At 41.9% G+C, this 19,027-nt stretch carries 21 protein-coding genes and 1 tRNA gene; 7 read left to right on the plus strand and 15 right to left on the minus strand.

Annotation, left to right across the window (positions count from 1 at the left end; genetic code table 11):
• Positions 1-21: 21 nt before the first annotated feature.
• Complete coding sequence (locus A3K91_RS11435) at positions 22-468, plus strand: cell division protein ZapA (RefSeq protein ID WP_062845376.1); 447 nt, start codon at positions 22-24, stop codon at positions 466-468.
• Between the two features lie 114 nt (positions 469-582).
• Here the strand turns inward: A3K91_RS11435 and A3K91_RS11440 are convergent, their stop codons facing one another.
• From A3K91_RS11440 to A3K91_RS11455, 4 genes are all read right to left on the minus strand, one after another.
• Positions 583-885, minus strand: coding sequence for a hypothetical protein (locus A3K91_RS11440; RefSeq protein WP_228139862.1), 303 nt, complete (start codon positions 883-885; stop codon positions 583-585).
• A 254-nt stretch (positions 886-1,139) separates the two neighbouring features.
• The gene (gene glyS, locus A3K91_RS11445; protein WP_062845377.1) at positions 1,140-3,236 is read right to left on the minus strand and encodes a glycine--tRNA ligase subunit beta; all 2,097 of its coding nucleotides are present in this window, start codon (positions 3,234-3,236) and stop codon (positions 1,140-1,142) included.
• 9 nt (positions 3,237-3,245) lie between these two features.
• Positions 3,246-4,220, minus strand: coding sequence for a glycine--tRNA ligase subunit alpha (gene glyQ, locus A3K91_RS11450; protein ID WP_099046740.1), 975 nt, complete (start codon positions 4,218-4,220; stop codon positions 3,246-3,248).
• Between the two features lie 481 nt (positions 4,221-4,701).
• The gene (locus A3K91_RS11455) at positions 4,702-4,914 is read right to left on the minus strand and encodes a PspC domain-containing protein (RefSeq protein WP_062845378.1); all 213 of its coding nucleotides are present in this window, start codon (positions 4,912-4,914) and stop codon (positions 4,702-4,704) included.
• A gap of 546 nt (positions 4,915-5,460) precedes the next feature.
• Between A3K91_RS11455 and nadR the strand changes: the two genes are divergently transcribed.
• The 3 genes from nadR to A3K91_RS11470 all read left to right on the plus strand — a co-directional run bounded on the left by nadR (position 5,461) and on the right by A3K91_RS11470 (position 8,016).
• On the plus strand, positions 5,461-6,513 hold the full coding sequence (gene nadR, locus A3K91_RS11460; protein WP_062845379.1) for a multifunctional transcriptional regulator/nicotinamide-nucleotide adenylyltransferase/ribosylnicotinamide kinase NadR: 1,053 nt from the start codon (positions 5,461-5,463) through the stop codon (positions 6,511-6,513).
• Positions 6,514-6,646: 133 nt separating this feature from the next.
• Positions 6,647-7,378, plus strand: coding sequence for a nicotinamide riboside transporter PnuC (pnuC, locus tag A3K91_RS11465; RefSeq protein WP_062845380.1), 732 nt, complete (start codon positions 6,647-6,649; stop codon positions 7,376-7,378).
• Between the two features lie 194 nt (positions 7,379-7,572).
• On the plus strand, positions 7,573-8,016 hold the full coding sequence (locus A3K91_RS11470) for an Mpo1 family 2-hydroxy fatty acid dioxygenase (RefSeq protein WP_062845381.1): 444 nt from the start codon (positions 7,573-7,575) through the stop codon (positions 8,014-8,016).
• Between the two features lie 75 nt (positions 8,017-8,091).
• Here the strand turns inward: A3K91_RS11470 and A3K91_RS11475 are convergent, their stop codons facing one another.
• From A3K91_RS11475 to A3K91_RS11485, 3 genes are all read right to left on the minus strand, one after another.
• Positions 8,092-8,703: a nitroreductase family protein gene (locus A3K91_RS11475; RefSeq protein ID WP_062845382.1), complete on the minus strand. Its 612-nt coding sequence runs from the start codon at positions 8,701-8,703 to the stop codon at positions 8,092-8,094.
• Between the two features lie 235 nt (positions 8,704-8,938).
• Positions 8,939-9,877, minus strand: coding sequence for a pirin family protein (locus A3K91_RS11480; protein WP_062845383.1), 939 nt, complete (start codon positions 9,875-9,877; stop codon positions 8,939-8,941).
• 105 nt (positions 9,878-9,982) lie between these two features.
• Positions 9,983-10,696, minus strand: a complete 714-nt coding sequence (locus A3K91_RS11485) for a pirin family protein (RefSeq protein WP_062845384.1) — start codon at positions 10,694-10,696, stop codon at positions 9,983-9,985.
• A gap of 275 nt (positions 10,697-10,971) precedes the next feature.
• Here A3K91_RS11485 and A3K91_RS11490 point away from each other — a divergent pair, with 275 nt between their 5' ends.
• Positions 10,972-11,292: a GNAT family N-acetyltransferase gene (locus A3K91_RS11490; RefSeq protein WP_228139863.1), complete on the plus strand. Its 321-nt coding sequence runs from the start codon at positions 10,972-10,974 to the stop codon at positions 11,290-11,292.
• Positions 11,293-11,405: 113 nt separating this feature from the next.
• On the opposite strand, the gene A3K91_RS11495 is transcribed toward A3K91_RS11490, so the two are convergent.
• From A3K91_RS11495 to A3K91_RS11505, 3 genes are all read right to left on the minus strand, one after another.
• A complete protein-coding gene (locus A3K91_RS11495) occupies positions 11,406-12,158 on the minus strand; it encodes a YoaK family protein (protein ID WP_228139864.1) in 753 nt (250 codons plus the stop codon).
• Positions 12,148-12,702 carry an NADPH-dependent FMN reductase gene (locus A3K91_RS11500; RefSeq protein WP_062845386.1) on the minus strand — a complete coding sequence of 185 codons (555 nt, stop codon included), beginning with the start codon at positions 12,700-12,702 and terminating at the stop codon, positions 12,148-12,150. The genes A3K91_RS11495 and A3K91_RS11500 overlap by 11 nt, the downstream gene beginning before the upstream one ends.
• Positions 12,703-12,894: 192 nt before the next feature.
• Positions 12,895-13,293, minus strand: a complete 399-nt coding sequence (locus A3K91_RS11505; protein ID WP_062845387.1) for a DoxX family protein — start codon at positions 13,291-13,293, stop codon at positions 12,895-12,897.
• A gap of 136 nt (positions 13,294-13,429) precedes the next feature.
• Here A3K91_RS11505 and A3K91_RS11510 point away from each other — a divergent pair, with 136 nt between their 5' ends.
• Positions 13,430-14,335 carry a LysR family transcriptional regulator gene (locus A3K91_RS11510; protein ID WP_062845388.1) on the plus strand — a complete coding sequence of 302 codons (906 nt, stop codon included), beginning with the start codon at positions 13,430-13,432 and terminating at the stop codon, positions 14,333-14,335.
• A gap of 40 nt (positions 14,336-14,375) precedes the next feature.
• On the opposite strand, the gene A3K91_RS11515 is transcribed toward A3K91_RS11510, so the two are convergent.
• The 5 genes from A3K91_RS11515 to A3K91_RS11535 all read right to left on the minus strand — a co-directional run bounded on the left by A3K91_RS11515 (position 14,376) and on the right by A3K91_RS11535 (position 17,526).
• On the minus strand, positions 14,376-14,780 hold the full coding sequence (locus tag A3K91_RS11515; RefSeq protein WP_136139151.1) for a roadblock/LC7 domain-containing protein: 405 nt from the start codon (positions 14,778-14,780) through the stop codon (positions 14,376-14,378).
• Positions 14,781-14,788: 8 nt separating this feature from the next.
• Entirely contained in the window at positions 14,789-15,322 is a 534-nt protein-coding gene (locus A3K91_RS11520; protein ID WP_062845390.1) for a GTP-binding protein, read from the minus strand.
• A gap of 4 nt (positions 15,323-15,326) precedes the next feature.
• Positions 15,327-16,055 (minus strand): BLUF domain-containing protein, encoded by a 729-nt coding sequence (locus tag A3K91_RS11525; RefSeq protein ID WP_062845391.1) that lies wholly within the window; start codon positions 16,053-16,055, stop codon positions 15,327-15,329.
• A gap of 180 nt (positions 16,056-16,235) precedes the next feature.
• A complete protein-coding gene (locus A3K91_RS11530; RefSeq protein ID WP_062845392.1) occupies positions 16,236-16,595 on the minus strand; it encodes a hypothetical protein in 360 nt (119 codons plus the stop codon).
• A gap of 856 nt (positions 16,596-17,451) precedes the next feature.
• Positions 17,452-17,526, minus strand: a tRNA-Gly gene (locus A3K91_RS11535).
• Positions 17,527-18,084: 558 nt separating this feature from the next.
• Between A3K91_RS11535 and A3K91_RS11540 the strand changes: the two genes are divergently transcribed.
• Positions 18,085-18,897: a M48 family metallopeptidase gene (locus tag A3K91_RS11540; RefSeq protein WP_062845393.1), complete on the plus strand. Its 813-nt coding sequence runs from the start codon at positions 18,085-18,087 to the stop codon at positions 18,895-18,897.
• Positions 18,898-19,027: the final 130 nt, after the last annotated feature.

Below are 19,027 nucleotides of genomic sequence, written 5' to 3' on the forward strand. Positions count from 1 at the left end.
CCAGACATTGTAGGATTTATCATGACCAATAACCACCCTAAATCTTCAGAAGAAAAGCTAGCCACCAACCAAACACGCTCTACTGACCCAAAATCACAAAAGATCGCGGCAACTGGAGCTGGCACCGCAACCGTCTCAGCCCAGTCTAAACCCAATACTAATAATACCCCTGAGCCTCAAATCAAAAAAGTCGATATTTCGATTGCGGGCGTTACTTACCCTATCTATTGTCCTGTACATGAGCAAGAAGAGCTGCGCTCAGCAGTTTTTTATATTAATGACTATGCGCAAGAGCTCAGAAAAGACGCACCCAGTCTCAGTCAAGAAAACCTCTTGGTATTATGCTGCTTAAACTTGTATGAAAAAATTCACGCCAATCAAAGAGATGATGAAGATCGTTTGCAAGAAAGCAGCCGATCTGACGCTTTACTTAATAAAATCCTAAAAGACGCTCAATCCATCTTATAAGCGGACAGTCAGTTTATAAGCAAATAGTCAGTCTCTAACAGATAAGCGCCTAGCTCACGACAGCTAAGCGCTTTTTTTATACTTATACAATCGTCTGGCGCACAAGCGAATCATCTACGCATGGGGATTGTAGACTTTACCAGCATGAAAATCCGCTTGGTGCTCATAATTGCAAAAGAATAATTCTTGATTGGCATCAACAGGATTATCACTAGCGTTAGCGGCAGCTATTGTCGGCTTAGTTTCTAGGACACCGCGATATTCAGCCAAACTGTTACCACAGAAGTTGCACTGCCGCGGTGTGATCACATCACCTTCTTTTGGCATCATGCTCTTGGGAGGACGTGGATACATAAATTTATAGAATGCCCACATTGAAGCCCAGATAACGAGAATGATGATAATAACGGCAAACACGGCAGTGCTCCTTTGACGATGAATAAACGTTTATGAGTAACAGAAATCATTTGATTGACCCTTCTGCAAAACGTCCTAATAGTATAACGTAACCATCAATAAGGATGACAGTATAATGATGAGACCAGTAGAGAGTTTAGCGATTTATCACCTTTACGAGCCGTTTACTGTCATAGTTTACACAAAAAAACTGGCCACAGAGGACCAGTTTCTTTGAAATACCACTTGATGATTAATGCAGCGTTTTTAAAGAATTACAACTGCAACTCACTAATATCCGCCACCGTTAAGAATAACGCACGAACCTGCTTCAATAATGCCAAGCGATTGTTTTTTAGTGCCTCATCTTCGCTATTGACCATGACATTGTCAAAAAACTCGGTCAGTGGCTCATCCAAACTGGCAAGCGTTTGCAATACCTGAGTATAGTCTGCTTGCTCAAGCAATGGCGTAACTGCTGTCTGTGCTTGGCGTACGCTGCCATACAATTTTTGTTCGGCAGGCTCGGTCAACAGCGTATCATCAACCGTATCAGAAACACTTACTTCTGATTTGGCCAATATATTAGCAACGCGTTTGTTAGAATCCGCCAACATCGACGCTTGTGACAGCGTGCTGAATGCTTGAACCGCACGAATACGTTGATCAAAATCAAGCGGCATATGCGGATTAATCGCTTGCACTGCCTGAATAGTATCAACGCTAACGCTTTGCTCTGTATACATCGCACGATAGCGCGAGTTTAAGAATGCCATAACTTGAGTGAAGGTGTCGCCCATTTTGGCAATTTTACTGCCTCCGTTAGTGTCACTATAGCCTTTGATTGCTTGCTCAACCAATGCCACCAGATTGATGGGTAGTTGCTTTTCAATCAAAATACGCAAAATACCAATGGCTGAGCGACGTAAGCTAAACGGATCTTTTGACCCAGTAGGCGCTTGATCAATCGCAAAAATACCGACCAAGGTATCCAAACGGTCTGCTAGAGCTAAACAAATACCAATTGGCGTTTGCGGTAAGACATCACCACTAAACTTAGGCAAATATTGTTCTTCCAAACTGGCGGCAACGGCTTCTGTCTCACCATCCAAACGCGCATAGTATGTACCAGCGATACCCTGCAACTCAGGATATTCGCCTACCAATGAGCTTGCCAAATCGGCTTTGGACAACATAGCAGCACGTACGGCTTCATCAACACTGATGTCGTGACCTTGCTGCTGCAGCAAAGTGGCAATAAACGCAGATAACTTAGCAATACGCTCAGACTTGTCCCAAATTGTACCGAGCTTATCTTGGAATACTCGGGTTTTTAGGCTTTCTGTGAGTGCAAACAGTGGATGCTTTTGATCTTGTAAGAAGAAAAACTCGGCATCAGCCAAACGCGGACGTACGACCTTTTCATTACCTTCGATGATCTGGTTCGGATCTTGAGACCTGATATTGGTAATAAAAATAAAGTACGGTTGCAACTTGCCTGCTTTATCGGTCAAACAAAAATACTTTTGGTCCGCTTGCATGGTCGAGATCAGCGCTTCTTGGGGCACTTGTAAAAAACGTGTCTCAAAGCTTGCTCGTAGGGCAATTGGAAAATCAACCAAGGCCGTTACTTCGTCTAACAAGTCTTGCGGCACGATAGCATCGGAATTAACCTCATCTGCCAATGTTTTGACTTGGTTTTTGATCAGCGTTTGGCGCTTATCAAAGTCTGCCACAACCTTTAAACCCTCTAGCAACGATTCATAATCATTGGCTTGGGCAATGTCATGATAATCAGGACTATGGAAGCGATGACCACGAGTTTGCGCACCTGTTTGGTGGCCTTGGATAATGGCATGAATAACTGCATCATCTTGCATCAACACCGCCCACTGGACGGGACGAACGAACTCATTACGGCTGGCACCCGAGCGCATGCGTTTTGCAATCGGCAGATTATCAAGCGCCGTCTGAAAAATAGTAGGCAATAGCTCTGTTATGGCTTGACCATGGATGGTTTGCTCAAAGCCCACATAATCGCCTTTATCGGTATTAATAGTAATCAGCTCACTAGCCTCAATGCCTAAGCCTTTGGCAAAACCCATGGCAGCACGGGTTGGATTGCCATCACTATCAAACGCGGCTTTGATGGCAGGGCCGCGTTTTTGTTCCGTGCGATCTGGCTGCTTGTCACTAATGCCTTGAATCTGAATCGCCAAACGACGCGGCGCGGCAAATGATTTGATGCTATCGAAGCTGATTTCTGCTTCGCGTAATTGCTCAGTGACGCTCGCTTGTAGCGCGTCACGTAGTGGCTTTAAGCTTTTTGGAGGTAGCTCTTCACACCCCAGTTCAAATAGAATAGTACTCATGGGATGCTCCTATTTATTGTCGTTAGTCGTTTGAGTATTGTTGGCATTTGCAGTGTCTGTCTTTTCTTTTGGCAAATACTTATCGATCGCTTCTTGACGATGGGCTTCATCGGCTAATGGGAAACCAAGTTTGGCACGAGCCTCAACATAACCAAAAGCGACCTTACGGGCGAGCGTACGTACGCGCAAGATAAAGCGCTGACGCTCAGTGACTGAAATCGCACCGCGGGCATCAAGTAAGTTAAAGGCATGTGACGCTTTTAGTACCATCTCATAAGCAGGTAATGGCAAGCCTGCATCAACCAACTTATCCGCTTGTTGCTCATAAAAGTCAAACATCTCACCCATCATTGGCACATCGGCGTGCTCAAAGTTATAGGTCGACTGCTCCACTTCGTTTTGATGAAAAACATCGCCATAAGTGACACGGCCAAACTCGCCATCTGCCCATACCAAATCATAAACGCTATCGACGCCTTGTACATACATCGCTAGGCGCTCAAGACCGTAAGTAATCTCGCCTGTGACAGGGAAACACTCAATGCCGCCGACTTGCTGGAAATACGTAAACTGAGTCACTTCCATACCGTTTAGCCAAATCTCCCAACCAAGACCCCACGCCCCAAGCGTTGGCGACTCCCAGTTGTCTTCAACGAAACGGACATCATGCACCAATGGATCAATACCAATGGCTCTCAATGAATCCAAATACAGCTCTTGAATATTAGGCGGATTGGGCTTGAGTACCACTTGAAACTGATAATAATGCTGTAGACGGTTTGGGTTATCACCATAGCGACCATCGGTTGGGCGACGTGATGGCTGCACATAAGCGGCGTTCCAGCGCTCAGGACCTAATGAGCGCAAAAACGTCGCCGTATGAAAAGTACCGGCACCGACTTCCATGTCATAGGGCTGCAAAATCACACAGCCTTTATCAGCCCAAAAATTCTGTAACGTTAGAATTAAATCTTGAAAGGTCATCGGTTGAGGGTCTTTGTCTTGTATCATTGGGGTTGTCGCTTCGGATGTCATAGTTTGGGTTTTCATAGTAAAGCCACTGTGGAATGAGTATGATTAAATAAACCGTTGATAGCATTCGTATCGCCTATTTAGCAACGACTCTATTTGCCTGCTCACCTTACTAAAAATTGACTGTTTTATCCATATTTACGTCAACTAAATTTGCATTGTATCCATAAATGTTTATTTATGAGCTCGATTTGCCGTAATAAACTGATGTTGAGGTCATCAAAAGTCACAAACAAAAAAATACCCAAATGCGTGAGCATCTGGGCAGGAGGAAAAGTCTATCGCTGGTATCCTGATGAGTCAGGCTTTTTGTTTTTTGGAGTCTAACCTTGGTATCACTTTGTTTATCAATTGGTCGTACTATTTAACTGGTCTTACCTAACTGGTTTTGAGGTGCTTATAGTAAATCTATTTTTATAATAAATTTGCCTTATTATTGGTAAGACTGACTATTGGCCTTTGGCATAATGATCCACAATATGATATAGATCAAAATCCCAGGTACTGCCGCACTTAGTGAAGATATAACCACAAACAGCAATCTTACCCAAGTGGGTGACCAGCCTGCATATTCTGCTATACCGCCCATAACACCAGCGATCATCTTATTGTTCTGAGAACGATGTAATTTTGCTAACTTAGCCAAACCAAATACCTCTCTATAAATTATATTTTGTGACTTATATTTTTTTAATTTTATCCATTTAGGATTTATGTTGAATCTTAAAAATAGTTAATCTGCTTAACTTATGAATAATTATATCAATCATTTTTTATTTATCTGTTGATAGTATAGAAGTCCTTTGTGAGTTTATGATACTCAAACTTGCTTCAACCTATCATATAGCCTCATAAACCCCTGATTTTAAATAATTATTTCAAAATGTTTCAGCTAAAGGTTTGTTTCTCAAATCTTACCATCTTACAAATTACTCTCTATTATTCACAAGCCAAATCCAACACATGGCTCTCGTTTTAATGCGCTATGAGTCCATAAAAACATCATAGCCTAACTGCTTATTTGGTTATAAAAAAACTTCTCTGATAAAGACAAAATTTAAGTCATATTTACAATAACCTACCTGTAAATCCCCTCGAACCTTTATACCATGCTGTTAAACAGCGTAAACCAAATAATTTATTAATAATATCGATAATAATAAGGCTATATAAGCCTAGAGTGAGGATAATTATGTATGATACTGGATTGATGATTGGACAATTTGAGCCACTGCATTTAGGACACATGCGCAGCATACTAGAGGCATCAGGGCAGGCAAAAACCTTGCATATTGTCATTACGACAACCCCCTCTCCTCATCCAGATTTTAACATCACCTTGCAGGACAAAGCACGCTGGCTACAGATGGCTTGCGCAGATTTGCCATTTATTCAGATTCACACTACAGATGAGATCGAACTGCCCTGTCATGAGCATTTTGCTAATAGTAGCTTTGATACAGCGACTAGCAGTACTCAGTTGCAACACTTACTCGACACATTGTCCTTACCCATAGAGACCGCATTGTTTTTGGCGGACAACCATCCATTGGTTCATAGTCCAACACAGCAGCAAGCACCACTAGCAATGAAGATTGTTGCTACGTCAGCACAACCTGAGTTTGACACTCTCGCTATTGCCCAAAATCCTATTGCACATTGGTCAGCACTGCACCCACAAGTGTGCGGTGACTACACAAAAACCATCGCCATCGTTGGCGGCGAAAGCTCCGGCAAAACCACATTGGTACATAAACTGGCCAATCATTATGGTGCCAGCTTTGCGCTTGAGATGGGTCGCCTGTATGTCGGTACGGATTTGGGTGGTAGTGAGGTTGGATTGCAGTACAGTGACTATGCCCCTATTGTGCTCAATCATGCCCAAGCCATTAGAGAAGCAAAATCCTGTGCGACGGCACCTGTTACCATCGTTGACACGGATTTTGTGACCACACAAGCTTTCTGTGAAGAGTATGAAGGTCGTACTCATCCGTTTGTGGCCGCTTGTATTGATGAGTTCCGTTTAGACCATACCATTATGCTTGACAACAATACGCCATGGATTGACGATGGCATGCGCTCTTTGGGTACACCCGAGGCGCGAGGACGCTTTGAGCAGCGCTTAGTAGACATCTTTGCGCGTCATGATATCGCGCCGCACATGATCGACCAGCCCGATTATGATGCGCGCTACCAGCAAGCGTTGCTGTTTATTGATCAGCATATCTATGGTAAAAAACCATAAAATATATTCGACCAGACAATCAATTAAAAATATAACAGGTCATAGATAATTGGTTACTACTGATATCTCTCATTTTTATATGATTTCATCAGTATTAGGCAATCATCGACATTCATTTTTAGGGAAGAGCGCTATGCTTATTCAGTTATTGGACAACATCACTGGCAAATGGGCCATGCAATGGATTGTTATTTGGTTCATTTGCGGTGTTATTGCTTTGTCCGCAGGATTTTGGCTCACCACCGACCACACCACACTTGATATGTTCTATTTGGGCGTCTCTTTTGTCGGGTTGGTCTGCGTGGTCTCGCTGTCGTTTCGCAAAAATGTCATGGGTAATGGTCTTGGGATGGCAGCCACGGCAGGCGAAGTGGTGGTACAAGCCACCTCAGGCGCAGTTGGTTTAATGCTCGCCCCTTTGTTTAACTTTTTTACCCACGTTTATGGGATTTTTTATTGGTCCAAACACACCGATCCTGACGGTGACATGATACCCAAATCTGCCAACAAAGCAGTTTGGTTAATCACCGCTGTGTTTATTATTCTTGGTCTGGCGCTTTTCCCAACCGTAAATAGCTTATTGGCGAGCTACGGCTATGCGGTGGTCGAGGACGATAACAGTAAATTTTTAGGATTTATTTCTTTTTTCTGGATCAATGTGATTGCGTTTGTGCTTTCAATCACAGCACAGGCCGCGATGATTTTGCGCTATTCGTTTAACTGGTGGTTATGGATCATCGTGAATTTTGTTTGGCTTATCGTCAACCTCATGTCTGGCAATTATATTTTTGCCATTCAAACTATGATTTATCAAATCAACGCCTTCATCGGTCTTTATGAATGGCAGCGCAGCGAACAGAGTTAAAGGTTTAATTAGAGAAAAACGCGTTTGGATTTGAGTAGCAAGTTGAGCGGTACAGCTAGATTTGACTGTGCCGTCTACTAGATAAAATGGCAGACATACTCAATTAATGCTACAACTGATACCAAGGACTGTTTGATTACCGACATGGTAATCAATATCTGTCCATCATATCAATGGCTAACAAGGAGGTTAGTATGTCTCGCAATCGTCAACAACGAGTGTCTAAACGCACACTTGAACAGTGGCTCAGTGAGTACGCAGTCAGTCATCAAAACTTAGTCAACAAAAAAATCCATTGGCTGTGTGTTCCCACCATCTTTGTCAGTTTGTTGGGTATGGGTATGTCGCTTTCGGTTTGGTTCACCTTAGTCCTAAGTGCCTTAGTACTCTTGTTTTATATGCGCTTATCCACGCCGCTTTTTTTAGCGATGGGTATGTTTATCTTAATTTGTCTATCAGTGATGGCATTACTACCCTGGGGATTTAAAGTCTGGGCAGGTATTTTTATCGTGGCTTGGATTGGACAGTTTATTGGTCATAAAATTGAAGGTAAGAAGCCTTCATTCTTTGAAGATTTACAGTTCTTATTGATTGGTCCTGCATGGGTCGCCAATAGCTTGATGCGCTCCAAACCGTAGTTATTGTTGGTTGCTAGATAAAAAAAAGCGCCACTCAACCATTGAGCGACGCTTTTTTTATATCAATCTGTTTTATTACGCACCAAATACTTTTAGACGTTCTTCAACAGGTTTGAATGATTTGTCGCCTGCTGGTTGCTCAATACCGCCAAATACCATTTGTGCTTTCAATTCCCAGTTTTCATCAACGTTCCAAGCATTAGCCACTCTTTCATCGATGACAGGATTGTAATGCTGTAAATTCGCGCCGACTTCGATACTGGCCAATGCTGTCCAGATCACATACTGATGCATAGCATTGGTTTGCGTCGACCAAATTGGGAAGTTTTCTGCATAAAGCGGCGCCGCTTCTTGCATGCCTCTGACAACCGCTTGATCCTCAAAAAACAAGACCGTACCAGCGCCGTTTCTAAAACCAGCAATTTTTTCTTTGGTTGATTTGAATGCCTCTTCATTACCAACGATGACACGTAACGTCTCTTCTGTCATGTCCCATAGTTTATTATGGTCATCGCCAAACAAAACAATGATACGCGTTGATTGTGAGTTGAACGATGATGGTGTGTGCAAAATAGCGTGCTCAACCACCTGAACGACCTCTTCATTAGACACTGGTAGTTGATCATTTAACGCATAGATTGAGCGACGTTTTTCAGCCAATTGCTGTAATGTTTTTAAATCTGACATAGTACTTCTCCACATTGTTGATATAAATCTGGTTAATCAATAGGACTAACACGTTACTTTAAAACGGTACTTTCGACTTTCTTCATTTGTAATTCGACTTTCTTCATTTGTAATTTGCTTCATTATGGGAGTAATTGACCCAAACCCATATTTCTTTTTTGTAAAAAAACTTAACCAAACAGGAATATGAGAAAGTTAAATTAACAAATGCAATTTACGATACTACTTTGTAATACTACCCTTTGAAGCCTTTAGGCAGTTTTGGTGAAGGTAGACGCTTCATCATAGAATCCACCTCTCCGAACCGCTCATGACCATTATTCCAGTCAATAATAGACTGTTCGAGCTCTTGCTTGTTATCGGCTACAAAGTTCCACCATAGAAGCACTTTATTGTTGAGTGGCTCACCACCGATAAACATCAACCGGGTGCCTTTTTTTGCCGACAGTCTGATACTGCGATTATTAGCCACATCCGAATCGTGAAAGCGAAACAATTGATCTTTTTCGCATACTTTGCCTTCAGATTCGATCTGCCCTTCTGTGACCAAGATACCATACTCAAAGCCGTGTTCTAGATTGAGCGTGACGTCACTATCTTCCAAAAACCTCACATCAATGCCGATCATTTTTGAGTACTGTATGGTCGGTGCTTGATAATGCTCCCCTGTCACACTGACATAACTGCCTGTGGTGAGGATCATCTCGGCACCACCCTCACGCCACGTAGGCAATTTGGGATAATGATGGAAGCTACGCTTGATTTTTTGATCGGTTGGTAGCGCAATCCATAGCTGCACCATACTCAGACCTCGCGCGGCATCTGGTGAGCCACCCGTGTCTGGAAAGACGCTTTGCTCGGTATGGCTGATGCCTTGCGTCAATCCTGTACCTGCGGTCATAACATTGACTTGGTTTTTGGTGATGACTTGCTCATTTCCCAAACTGTCTTTGTGCAGTACTTCGCCATTTAGCATCCAACTAAAGGTTTGCAAATTAATATGCGGGTGACGACCCACTTGCATACCTAACTCATCATCACCAAACTCAGCAGGACCAGCATGATCCAAAAAGCACCAAGCACCAATTGGTTGATTGCCTTTATTGGGTAATAATCGAGCAATAGGGATACCACCAACACTTGCCAACCTTGGCTCTAAGTTTTTAATTGTCATTATTCACCTCTCAATATGCAATGAGTATTTGCGTCATAGTGCTTAATTAATAGTGCTCAAATGACCTTTAATAAACGACGGCGCTAGCGTTTTGATACAACCAACCTAGAACGACATCGGCATATCCATGACCAAGACCTTGGCATCTTCTTCTACTTCCATGGTGAAGTCGACAGTATCTGAAATACCAAGACCATCGCGGGTGTTCAAAGTCTGACCATTGACCACTACCTTACCACTGATGACAAAAATATAAGCACCGTTATTTGCATCCTTTATGTGATAAGTCCGCGTCACGCCTTTATCGAAATCACCCATGCTGAACCAAGCGTTTTGATGAATCCACACACCAGCATCATCCGCATTCGGTGACAAAACTTGGTTAAACTCGTTTGGTTGCATGATGTCATCCATACGGATCTGCTGATAACGAGGATTGACGTTCATTTTGTTAGGGATGACCCAAATCTGTAAAAACTTCACAGGTTCGTTGGCATCGCCATTCATTTCACTATGAGTAATGCCTGTACCTGCTGACATCACTTGGATTTCGCCTGTCTCAATAATGCCTTCATTGCCGATATTGTCACCATGACCAAGCTTGCCAGACAATGGAATACTGATGATTTCCATGTCGCGGTGTGAATGCTTACCGAAGCCTTGACCACCGATGACAAAATCATCATTAATGACACGTAAAACCCCAAAACCCATACGTGCAGGATTGTGATAATTGGCAAAGCTAAAGGTGTGCTTGCTTTTAAGCCAGCCATGATTAGCATCGCCACGAGAATCTGCTGCATGATAGATATTTTTCATAATATATCCTTATTTATCAGTAATTTAATCTTATATGACAATTCATTAATGACCTTGCCTAAACAATGAACCTATTATAATTGTTGAGCACAGGCAGATAAATAAGCATTAATGCAAATAACTATTCTTATTTTTAGAACAATGTGTCTATGCATAACGTCATATAATCATAATGAGCAATCAGTATACGCAGTTATCACGCCTAATTAGGTCGCTAAAGGGTTAGCTAGCTCTTATCTATACACTTAATCTAATCTACATAAAGGAATATAACTATGCCGAATGAATTGAACCATGAGCTGATAGACAATACAGCACAAAAGCGTTTCGAGATTCACGTTGATGGATATCTCGCCTTCGAAGATTATGATTTTTTTACCACCAGTCAGGGCGAAAAAGGCATTGCCTATCTTCATACTGAGGTTGCAAAGGAGCTTAGCGGGCAAGGCATCGCAGGTTATCTGGTTAAGTCCATCTTAGACGAAGCAGCAGCTAAACATTTAAGGGTGGGACCTATTTGTCCGTATGTCAGAGCCTACATCGACAAGCATCCACAATATCAAGACAATTCTGTCTTTCATAACGCCGCTCCTTAATCTAACTATTTAAGAGACAAAAAAACGCCGTATCTTTGCGACACGGCGTTTTTTTAAAAGGATGCTATTTAACCCTTAATTTTGTCTTTTAACTGATTGAATCATGGAACGCCCTAGCCAACATGGCTCAAAAATGCTTCATCACGTGCCAAGACAGCCAAATACAGTACTGGTAATACGAATAATCCCACTGCCCAAAAGCTCAGCTCAAAATACAAAAGCGCGCCGACCAATGCGCCAATCAAAAAGCTAAATACCAATGCTGAGCTATGACCCAGCTTTTTGGCATTTTCAGGTGTGCGATTGTTAACATAATCGGTCAAATTGATACCAAGCTGCGTGGTATTACCTGTCATTAGCACCGTTGGACTCATATGTTTGATCAGTGTCTTACTTGCCGTATTGCGTATGGCAAGGGCAATCAGACCCAACCCACCTGTGAGTGCGACTGTAAGACTACCCGCCCCTACAAAAGGTTGATAATACAAACCTGCGATCATAAATGCGGTCAAAAAAAAGGCTTCGGCAAGAAACAGATGACTTAATATCAGTTTTCGTTTTTTACTCTTATCAATAAAAGTCTTGGTCAGCATTACGGTCAATACAAATAACGGCAAGGCCGCCAACTTAATCCATAAGCCATCCTCACCTTTGACCAGTCCACTCCCTGCCATCACCAAGTTCCCTGTGACATGTGCCGTAAAAAACCCAAATAAGGCGATAAAACCAATGGTATCAATCGCACCGCCAACGATGGTCAATAGCACAGGCGCTTGGTAGCGTTGCCAAAAACTTGGTGGCAACGCCTCGTTACCTTTGCTATATGGACTATTATTATTTTGGTCAGATATTGAGTTAGGCATCATTACTTCCTACGAATGCAACCAAATCATTAACGAATTTTTGCAGATATTGTTGGGTTCGTTCAGTGACGCTACCATCGTCGTTTAAGCTTTCAGTCGCGCGGCTCAGATACACTTCTGGGTGAATCATCATTTTTGCAGATAACATTTGCATGCTTTTATGTACATCAAGCCCGCTATTGATACCCCCATAATTGCTTGGCGACGCTGTCATGACGGCTACCTTTTTATCGCGCCAAACACTGTCTTTATACGGACGAGAAGCAATATCAATCACGTTCTTGAGTGCGGCGGGCATCGTACGATTGTGCTCTGGTGTGACAATCAATACCGCATCAGCGGCTTTTAATTGCTGACGAACATGCTCATAGCTGTCTATCGTTGTATCATCATAATCTTGATTATAAAGCGGCAAATCTGCAATATGCACCTCTTCAACCATGACATTCTTTGGCATTTGCGATGCAATATATGCTGCAAACTTGCGATTGATTGACGCTTTGCGCAAGCTGCCGATTATTAGGGCAATCTTCATTGGTGTGCTCATGATGACTCCTTATATAGGATGATAAAACGCTTGTTGCATTGTTTGAGGATCACTATAGTCAATCCACTATAAAATAAATACAGCGCTGCCAGCATCATATTTTCTTGCTTGCTGCGCCTTCGCAGACAGAGGCTACGAAAATATATCGTTGGCAATAGATTATGATTGTCGTATCTTTTTTATTTAGGATTACTATACTGAGCTTTTGCGAGCATGGCTATTATCTATCGAGTAAGCACCTGGGCCATGAGCAAAAATCATCAGAAAACCACCTGCTATGGCAATGTTTTTCATAAACGGATTCATCTGTGAGGCATCAATCCAGAACTGATGAAACAAAAGCGCTGAGACAATATTAAATCCAACAAACAACACCGCAATCAGACGCGCTTTAAATCCAAGCAAAATCGCAATACCACCGAATAGCTCAAGCGCAATGACTAATGGTAATAGCATACCCGGTACACCCATTGACTCCATATAGCCTTGAGTTGCTGCATATCCTGTTATCTTATTAAAACCTGAAAAAATAAAAATCATTGATAAAAGCAGACGACCAATGGGGGCACTCAATGATTGTAATTTGTCCATTATGATTCTCCAAAAATAGTGTTGATGAGATATTGTGTTAAGAATGATGGCATTATAAGCGTTGACTATAAATGGATAAACAGCAATAATTATAAATGTATGTTCTCAATTTTAGAACAATGGTGAGGCGATCAAGATGGGGCAGTTAGAAGATATGGCGATGTTCGTGCGCATCGTGGAAGCAGGGAGTATTACTAAAGCGGCTGAACAATTAAATATTGCCAAATCTGCCGTCAGTCGCCGTCTCAAAGAGTTAGAAACGCGTTTAGGCAGTCAGCTTATTAGCAGAACCACGCGGCAATCTCACCTGACTCAAGCGGGTGAGCAGTATTACCAAAAAGTGAACAATATCTTAAGTGCCGTTGATGCGCTGAACGAGCAAACCAGTGGCGCACCCACACGTGTTGAGGGCACGCTGAAGATAACCGCACCTTTGACCTTTGGCCTTATGCATCTGAACGATGTGATTGATGAATACGCCAGCCAGCATCCTAATCTGGATTTTGAGCTGGATTTTTCGGATCGGCATGTTGACCTGATTGAAGAAGGGTATGAATTGGCCATCCGTATCAAAAAGTTGCAAGATTCTAGCTACCAAGCCAAGCGTCTTGCATTGATTCGTTACGCGCTTTGCGCCAGCCCCGATTATTTAAAAAGGATGGGGACACCTGAGACCCTAGAAGCGTTAGACAATCATGAGTTTTTGCAATATGGTCTGGGCAAGACCAGCAATCTTGAGCTAACGGATGCACAAGGGAAAAAGCATAACCATACGATTCATGCCAAAATCAAAGCCACCAATGGTGAGTTTTTGGTTGATTTGGCAGTAAAAGGGCACGGTATTACATTTATACCAACCTTTATCGCTTATCAAAGATTGGCACGTGGCGAGCTGGTGCCTATTCTCCAGCAGTACCAGCTGCCGACACTCAATGCCTATGCCGTTTATCCAAAAAACCGGTTTTTATCGCAGCGTTGCCGTTATTTGATTGACTCTATTGCTGAGCGTTTCGGTGACAATCCATACTGGGATGATTTTTGATGCGCGAGTTGAGCATGTCACACTAGCCTCAGTGAGGACGCTACTCGCTAATAGCAGCGATTTCACCCATCAGTTTTTTGGTTTTATATCTGGCTTCTGCCAAAGTCATTCTGTTTTGTGCAACCACCGTCAATACACATGGCTTGCCGATATAGTCTGTTTTGACAAATAAAATGTTGCCAGAAGTCGCTTCAACGATCGTGATGTCGCATTTGCCTTGCTTCATTTGCGTTGCAGATGAATCACTGAGAGCAGACAGCGTACTACTCATCGCTGCAAACTTATCGGCTTGATTCCTCAGATCGCTGATAGAAAAGCAGCTGATAGGAAACCCATCTGTCGTACAAAGGCTTGCCAATATGATTTCTCTGTTGGCTTCACATAACGCTTTCATGTGACGTAACAATGCGATTTTTGCAGGTGATTTTTCGTTTGGTGTAGTCATATCGAACATCAATCTTGGTTGTTAAGAGTATTAAATAAAGACAGAAGAGACACAGCGGACTCTTTGCTTCTAGGATCTGTATTGATCACGGGCGCAACCACATTATGCTGCATCAGCATCACTCTAATTTCTTGACCCAGCGCGATGACGCTTTGCTTGTCCGCACCTTCACAATGGGTGATACCTACAATACAAGTGGTTTGGTTTTTTTCTGGCGCAAAAAAATGCAGTAACTTGTCTAAATTGGCATAGTCAGGCGTCTCACCATGCTTGATCAAAATGAGCAATCCCCATAGCGATTGATTGACAAACTCCCACAAAAAAGAAAACCGCTCTTGACCTGGCACACCATAAATACCCAAAGCCATATCCTCAGAAAGAGTGATTCGCCCGTAATCAATACCCACTGTGGTGAACTCTTTACCAATATCGATACTGGATTTCGCTTCTGTTTCAATAGGACTGATCTCACTGAGTGTCTTGACCAGCTGCGTCTTTCCGGCACCTACCTCACCAATGATAGCTAGCTTTTGATAATTCAATTTTTTACCTCATCCCTAAGAATTTTTTGATGGCACCATAAAATTTATTAGGCTTTTTTTCAACAACGATTTGTTCTTTCACTGGCTCTGATTCAGTAATACTCAATAAGCCCGACTGGTCAAATGCTCTGATCATTTGTGTGACTTCATGTGGCGCTCCAAATTCACCACTATTAGCCAATGCATTGAATGGATAAGGTTTTTTGGTCAATTTAATGCACAGATTCATCACCAATTGAGGCTGACTGACTGTGTTCAAATCAGGCCAAGCCAACAATCTAAGATCTTTATCTTCATAATGTTTTTCAAGCACAGCGTCAGATTGCTTTATGTCGATAAAGGGTTGAATACGACTTTTTTGATAGTCATCAAAACCTGTCAAGACCGACATATGGTTTTCAACGAAAGTATTGAGCAAAGCATTTTGATCGACAAAATCAAAGACATTAACCGCCCAACTGTCAAAGCTACGTTTCTCCACAGGCCCATCAAGAAAAACCCAAAGATCTTCATGTCTAGGATCGGCTGCTATTTTGGCCATCAACTTGTCAACTTCAGCATAAGGCCCTTCAATTATTTGCAGATACTGCCCTTCTCGATACGAGATAATGCCAGTAATTTGCGATTGTGGATTATGCTTGCGAGAGACGCTGATGATGTCTGATAATCCAGTAGGCATACGAACGCTACGATCACTTGTAGGTGTTCTGCTGATATATGCAATACATTTCATTTTGCCACCAATTAATAAGACATTTAAAGCGTAACCAAACGGCGATAGCTGTCCACAGTCAGGTCATTGTCATGCATGATAGATACATGACAAATAGACCCTTATTGCTGCTTTTATTTGAGAATAATCAGGAGTACTCGTTAGACAGACCCGTCATGAGCTTAAACAATGTCCAGCAGATTATACTTCTAGTTTATTTTCTACTGCTTGTACTTTACGACGTGCTAGCGCTAAGTTCGCTTTGGCTTTATCAAGTACCAAGTAAATGAACAAATCTTCGTGCTTGGCTGTTGGACGAATGATGTGTAATTGAGACTCTAGTGTAATCAACATGTCTTCAATTTCGCCTTTGATATCTAGCGACTTCATAGTAGCTACTTTTGCTTTTACCACTTGTGAGTTACCTGCTGCTGCCAACTCTAAGTCAACACCGCCGCCAGTCATACCTAATACCATACCTGACATATAGTCAACAATGCAGCCGCCCATCGCGCCATCAAGAGTCATCAATTCTTCTAAAGCTTCGTTAATATTTGACATAACTTTCCTATTAGTGGGTTTGTATTTGAATAAAATTTTTGTTGTAAGAATACGCTCATTTTTCACTATTTTTACATGGCACTGAACAAATAAATCCTGCAAGTATTTGTTAGATATTCTTAAAAGTATTACTGCAAATTTAAGCAAGTTATAATAGTGAAATAATCTTATTCAATTGTTTTTTTTGGTACAAAAAATATATCGTACACGTAAATAAAACGTATTCATTGTAGCTGCGGTCATTATATTGTATTTAATAGAGTAAAAGCGGAAGGGTCATGACCACTCATGAACAAATAACAACCATTGAGTAGGAAACTTACGAGTATCTTCAGTAATGACTTAGATTTACCCCATACAAAGCAAATTTTTGAGGTTGAAAAAAGACTGCTTTTCAAACCATATCATATGAACAGTGATAGGAAATTATGAGGTACTGAAACACAAAAAAAGGTTATGAATAATTATTCACTGCTTGTAAAAAAAGCACTCATTAACCGTTTGAATGATGATCAAATTGGTCGTGTGATTCATAATTTTTGAGGATAAAATACAAAGGTAGCGGTCTACAGAAATGACTTTATTTCTATGAGGTGTATAAGGCTTATATTTACCTAAAACTGATACGTTGAGTTTTTAGAGAAAAGATAGAATTAAACAAGATCACTGAATAGAGGAACGAAACTTAAAAAATGCTGATGAACATGGTAATGTGAGAATAACTTAGAGAGGTTAAGCAAGATATTGTGACGTTAGTTTTATAATAATTCAGCAGACTCAATTAAATTTTACACAAAAAAAAATCCTCATTTCTAATATAAGAAATGAGGATTTTAGTGCTTTTTCAAGCCATATTTGGAGCGGGAAAAGAGATTCGAACTCTCGACCCCAACCTTGGCAAGGTTATGCTCTACCACTGAGCTATTCCCGCTTATTATCAAATCATAGTGTTTTTAACAACTACTACGTCTCGATAGGCTGGCTATTCTATCAAATATTCTGAGGGTGTCAACACCTTTTTTAAAATTAATTTAAAATATTTTGGCTTTTATTGCCGCTTTATATGAGTATCCAGCATAACCCATTGATTTAATGACACCTATTATCACCTAGGCATTCTATTATTATTTTATCCGAACGCTAAGGTTAACGCTCAATTGTATCTCATTATTTAAACCTAAAGGTTTTCTCAGACATTACTTGATGCTTCCGTTTCATCAACCCTTTCGATAAACATAAAAAAGACCGCATTTTGATTAAGTTCTTATCCGTCACTTACAATCCTATGGTGCGTTGTTACTATTCCTGCCTTGGATTTGGCTTGTTAACATTATTATACTCATGGGCAATAGCGGTTGAGGTAAAATTTTACCGTATCGGTAGATTGATAAGAGCAAGTAAAACATTAATAAAAGACTGCCTTTTTATCTACTGCCTGTATCGCCCTTTTGTCTAACTTATTTTATTATTTATAGCGAGGATTCTTATCATGAAAAAATTACTAACCACCACTGTGATGGCCGCTTCATTGTCGGCACTGACATTGACAGGTTGTTCAAGCACAACCAGTACTGGCGCTGTGGGCGTTGATCGCCAGCAGCTACTTTTGGTCTCAAGTGAGCAAGTATTGCAACTATCAGCACAAAGCTATGCCAAGACGATACAAGAAGCCAGAGCAAAGCGTGTACTCGATACCAACACCGCCCAGCTAAATCGTTTGAAAAACATCGCCAATCGTTTGGTCGGTCAAGTTGGTGTCTATCGTCCAGATGCTGCAAAATGGCAATGGGAAGTACATACCATTAAGTCCAATGAGCTAAACGCGTTCGTATTGCCAGGCGGTAAGATCATGTTCTATTCAGGCATCATTGATCGCTTGAATCTGACTGATGATGAGATTGCAGCCATTATGGGCCATGAGATGTCGCACGCGTTACGTGAGCACTCACGTGAGCGTCTGTCACGCCAATACGCCACACAGACAGGTATCGGTGTCGCAGCCAGTATCTTTGGTTTGTCGCAAGGTCAAGCTGATCTGGCCAATGTCGCCGGTGACTTAGGGTTAAGTCGTCCTCACAGCCGTACACAAGAAGCGGAAGCAGACCAAATCGGTCTAGAGCTAATGGCACGTGCAGGCTACAACCCACAAGCGGCTGTAACCTTATGGCAAAAAATGCAGCGTGCCAGCCAAGGCGAGCCACCAGAGTTCTTAAGCACTCACCCTGCCAGCAGCAACCGTATCGCCAGCTTGCAGTCACTCATGCCTAAGGTGATGCCGTTATACCAAAAGGCACGTCGTTAATCGACATCCTTAAAAATTGTTAAATAATGCTAGCAGAGCGCCATTTATAGAGGGTGCTCTGCTTTTTTATGTCTTGTATGCACGCTTAGGTATCTGACGGAGGTGACAACGACTCCTAATACTTATGACG

This window comes from Psychrobacter alimentarius (assembly GCF_001606025.1).
Classification (GTDB): Bacteria; Pseudomonadota; Gammaproteobacteria; order Pseudomonadales; family Moraxellaceae; genus Psychrobacter; species Psychrobacter alimentarius.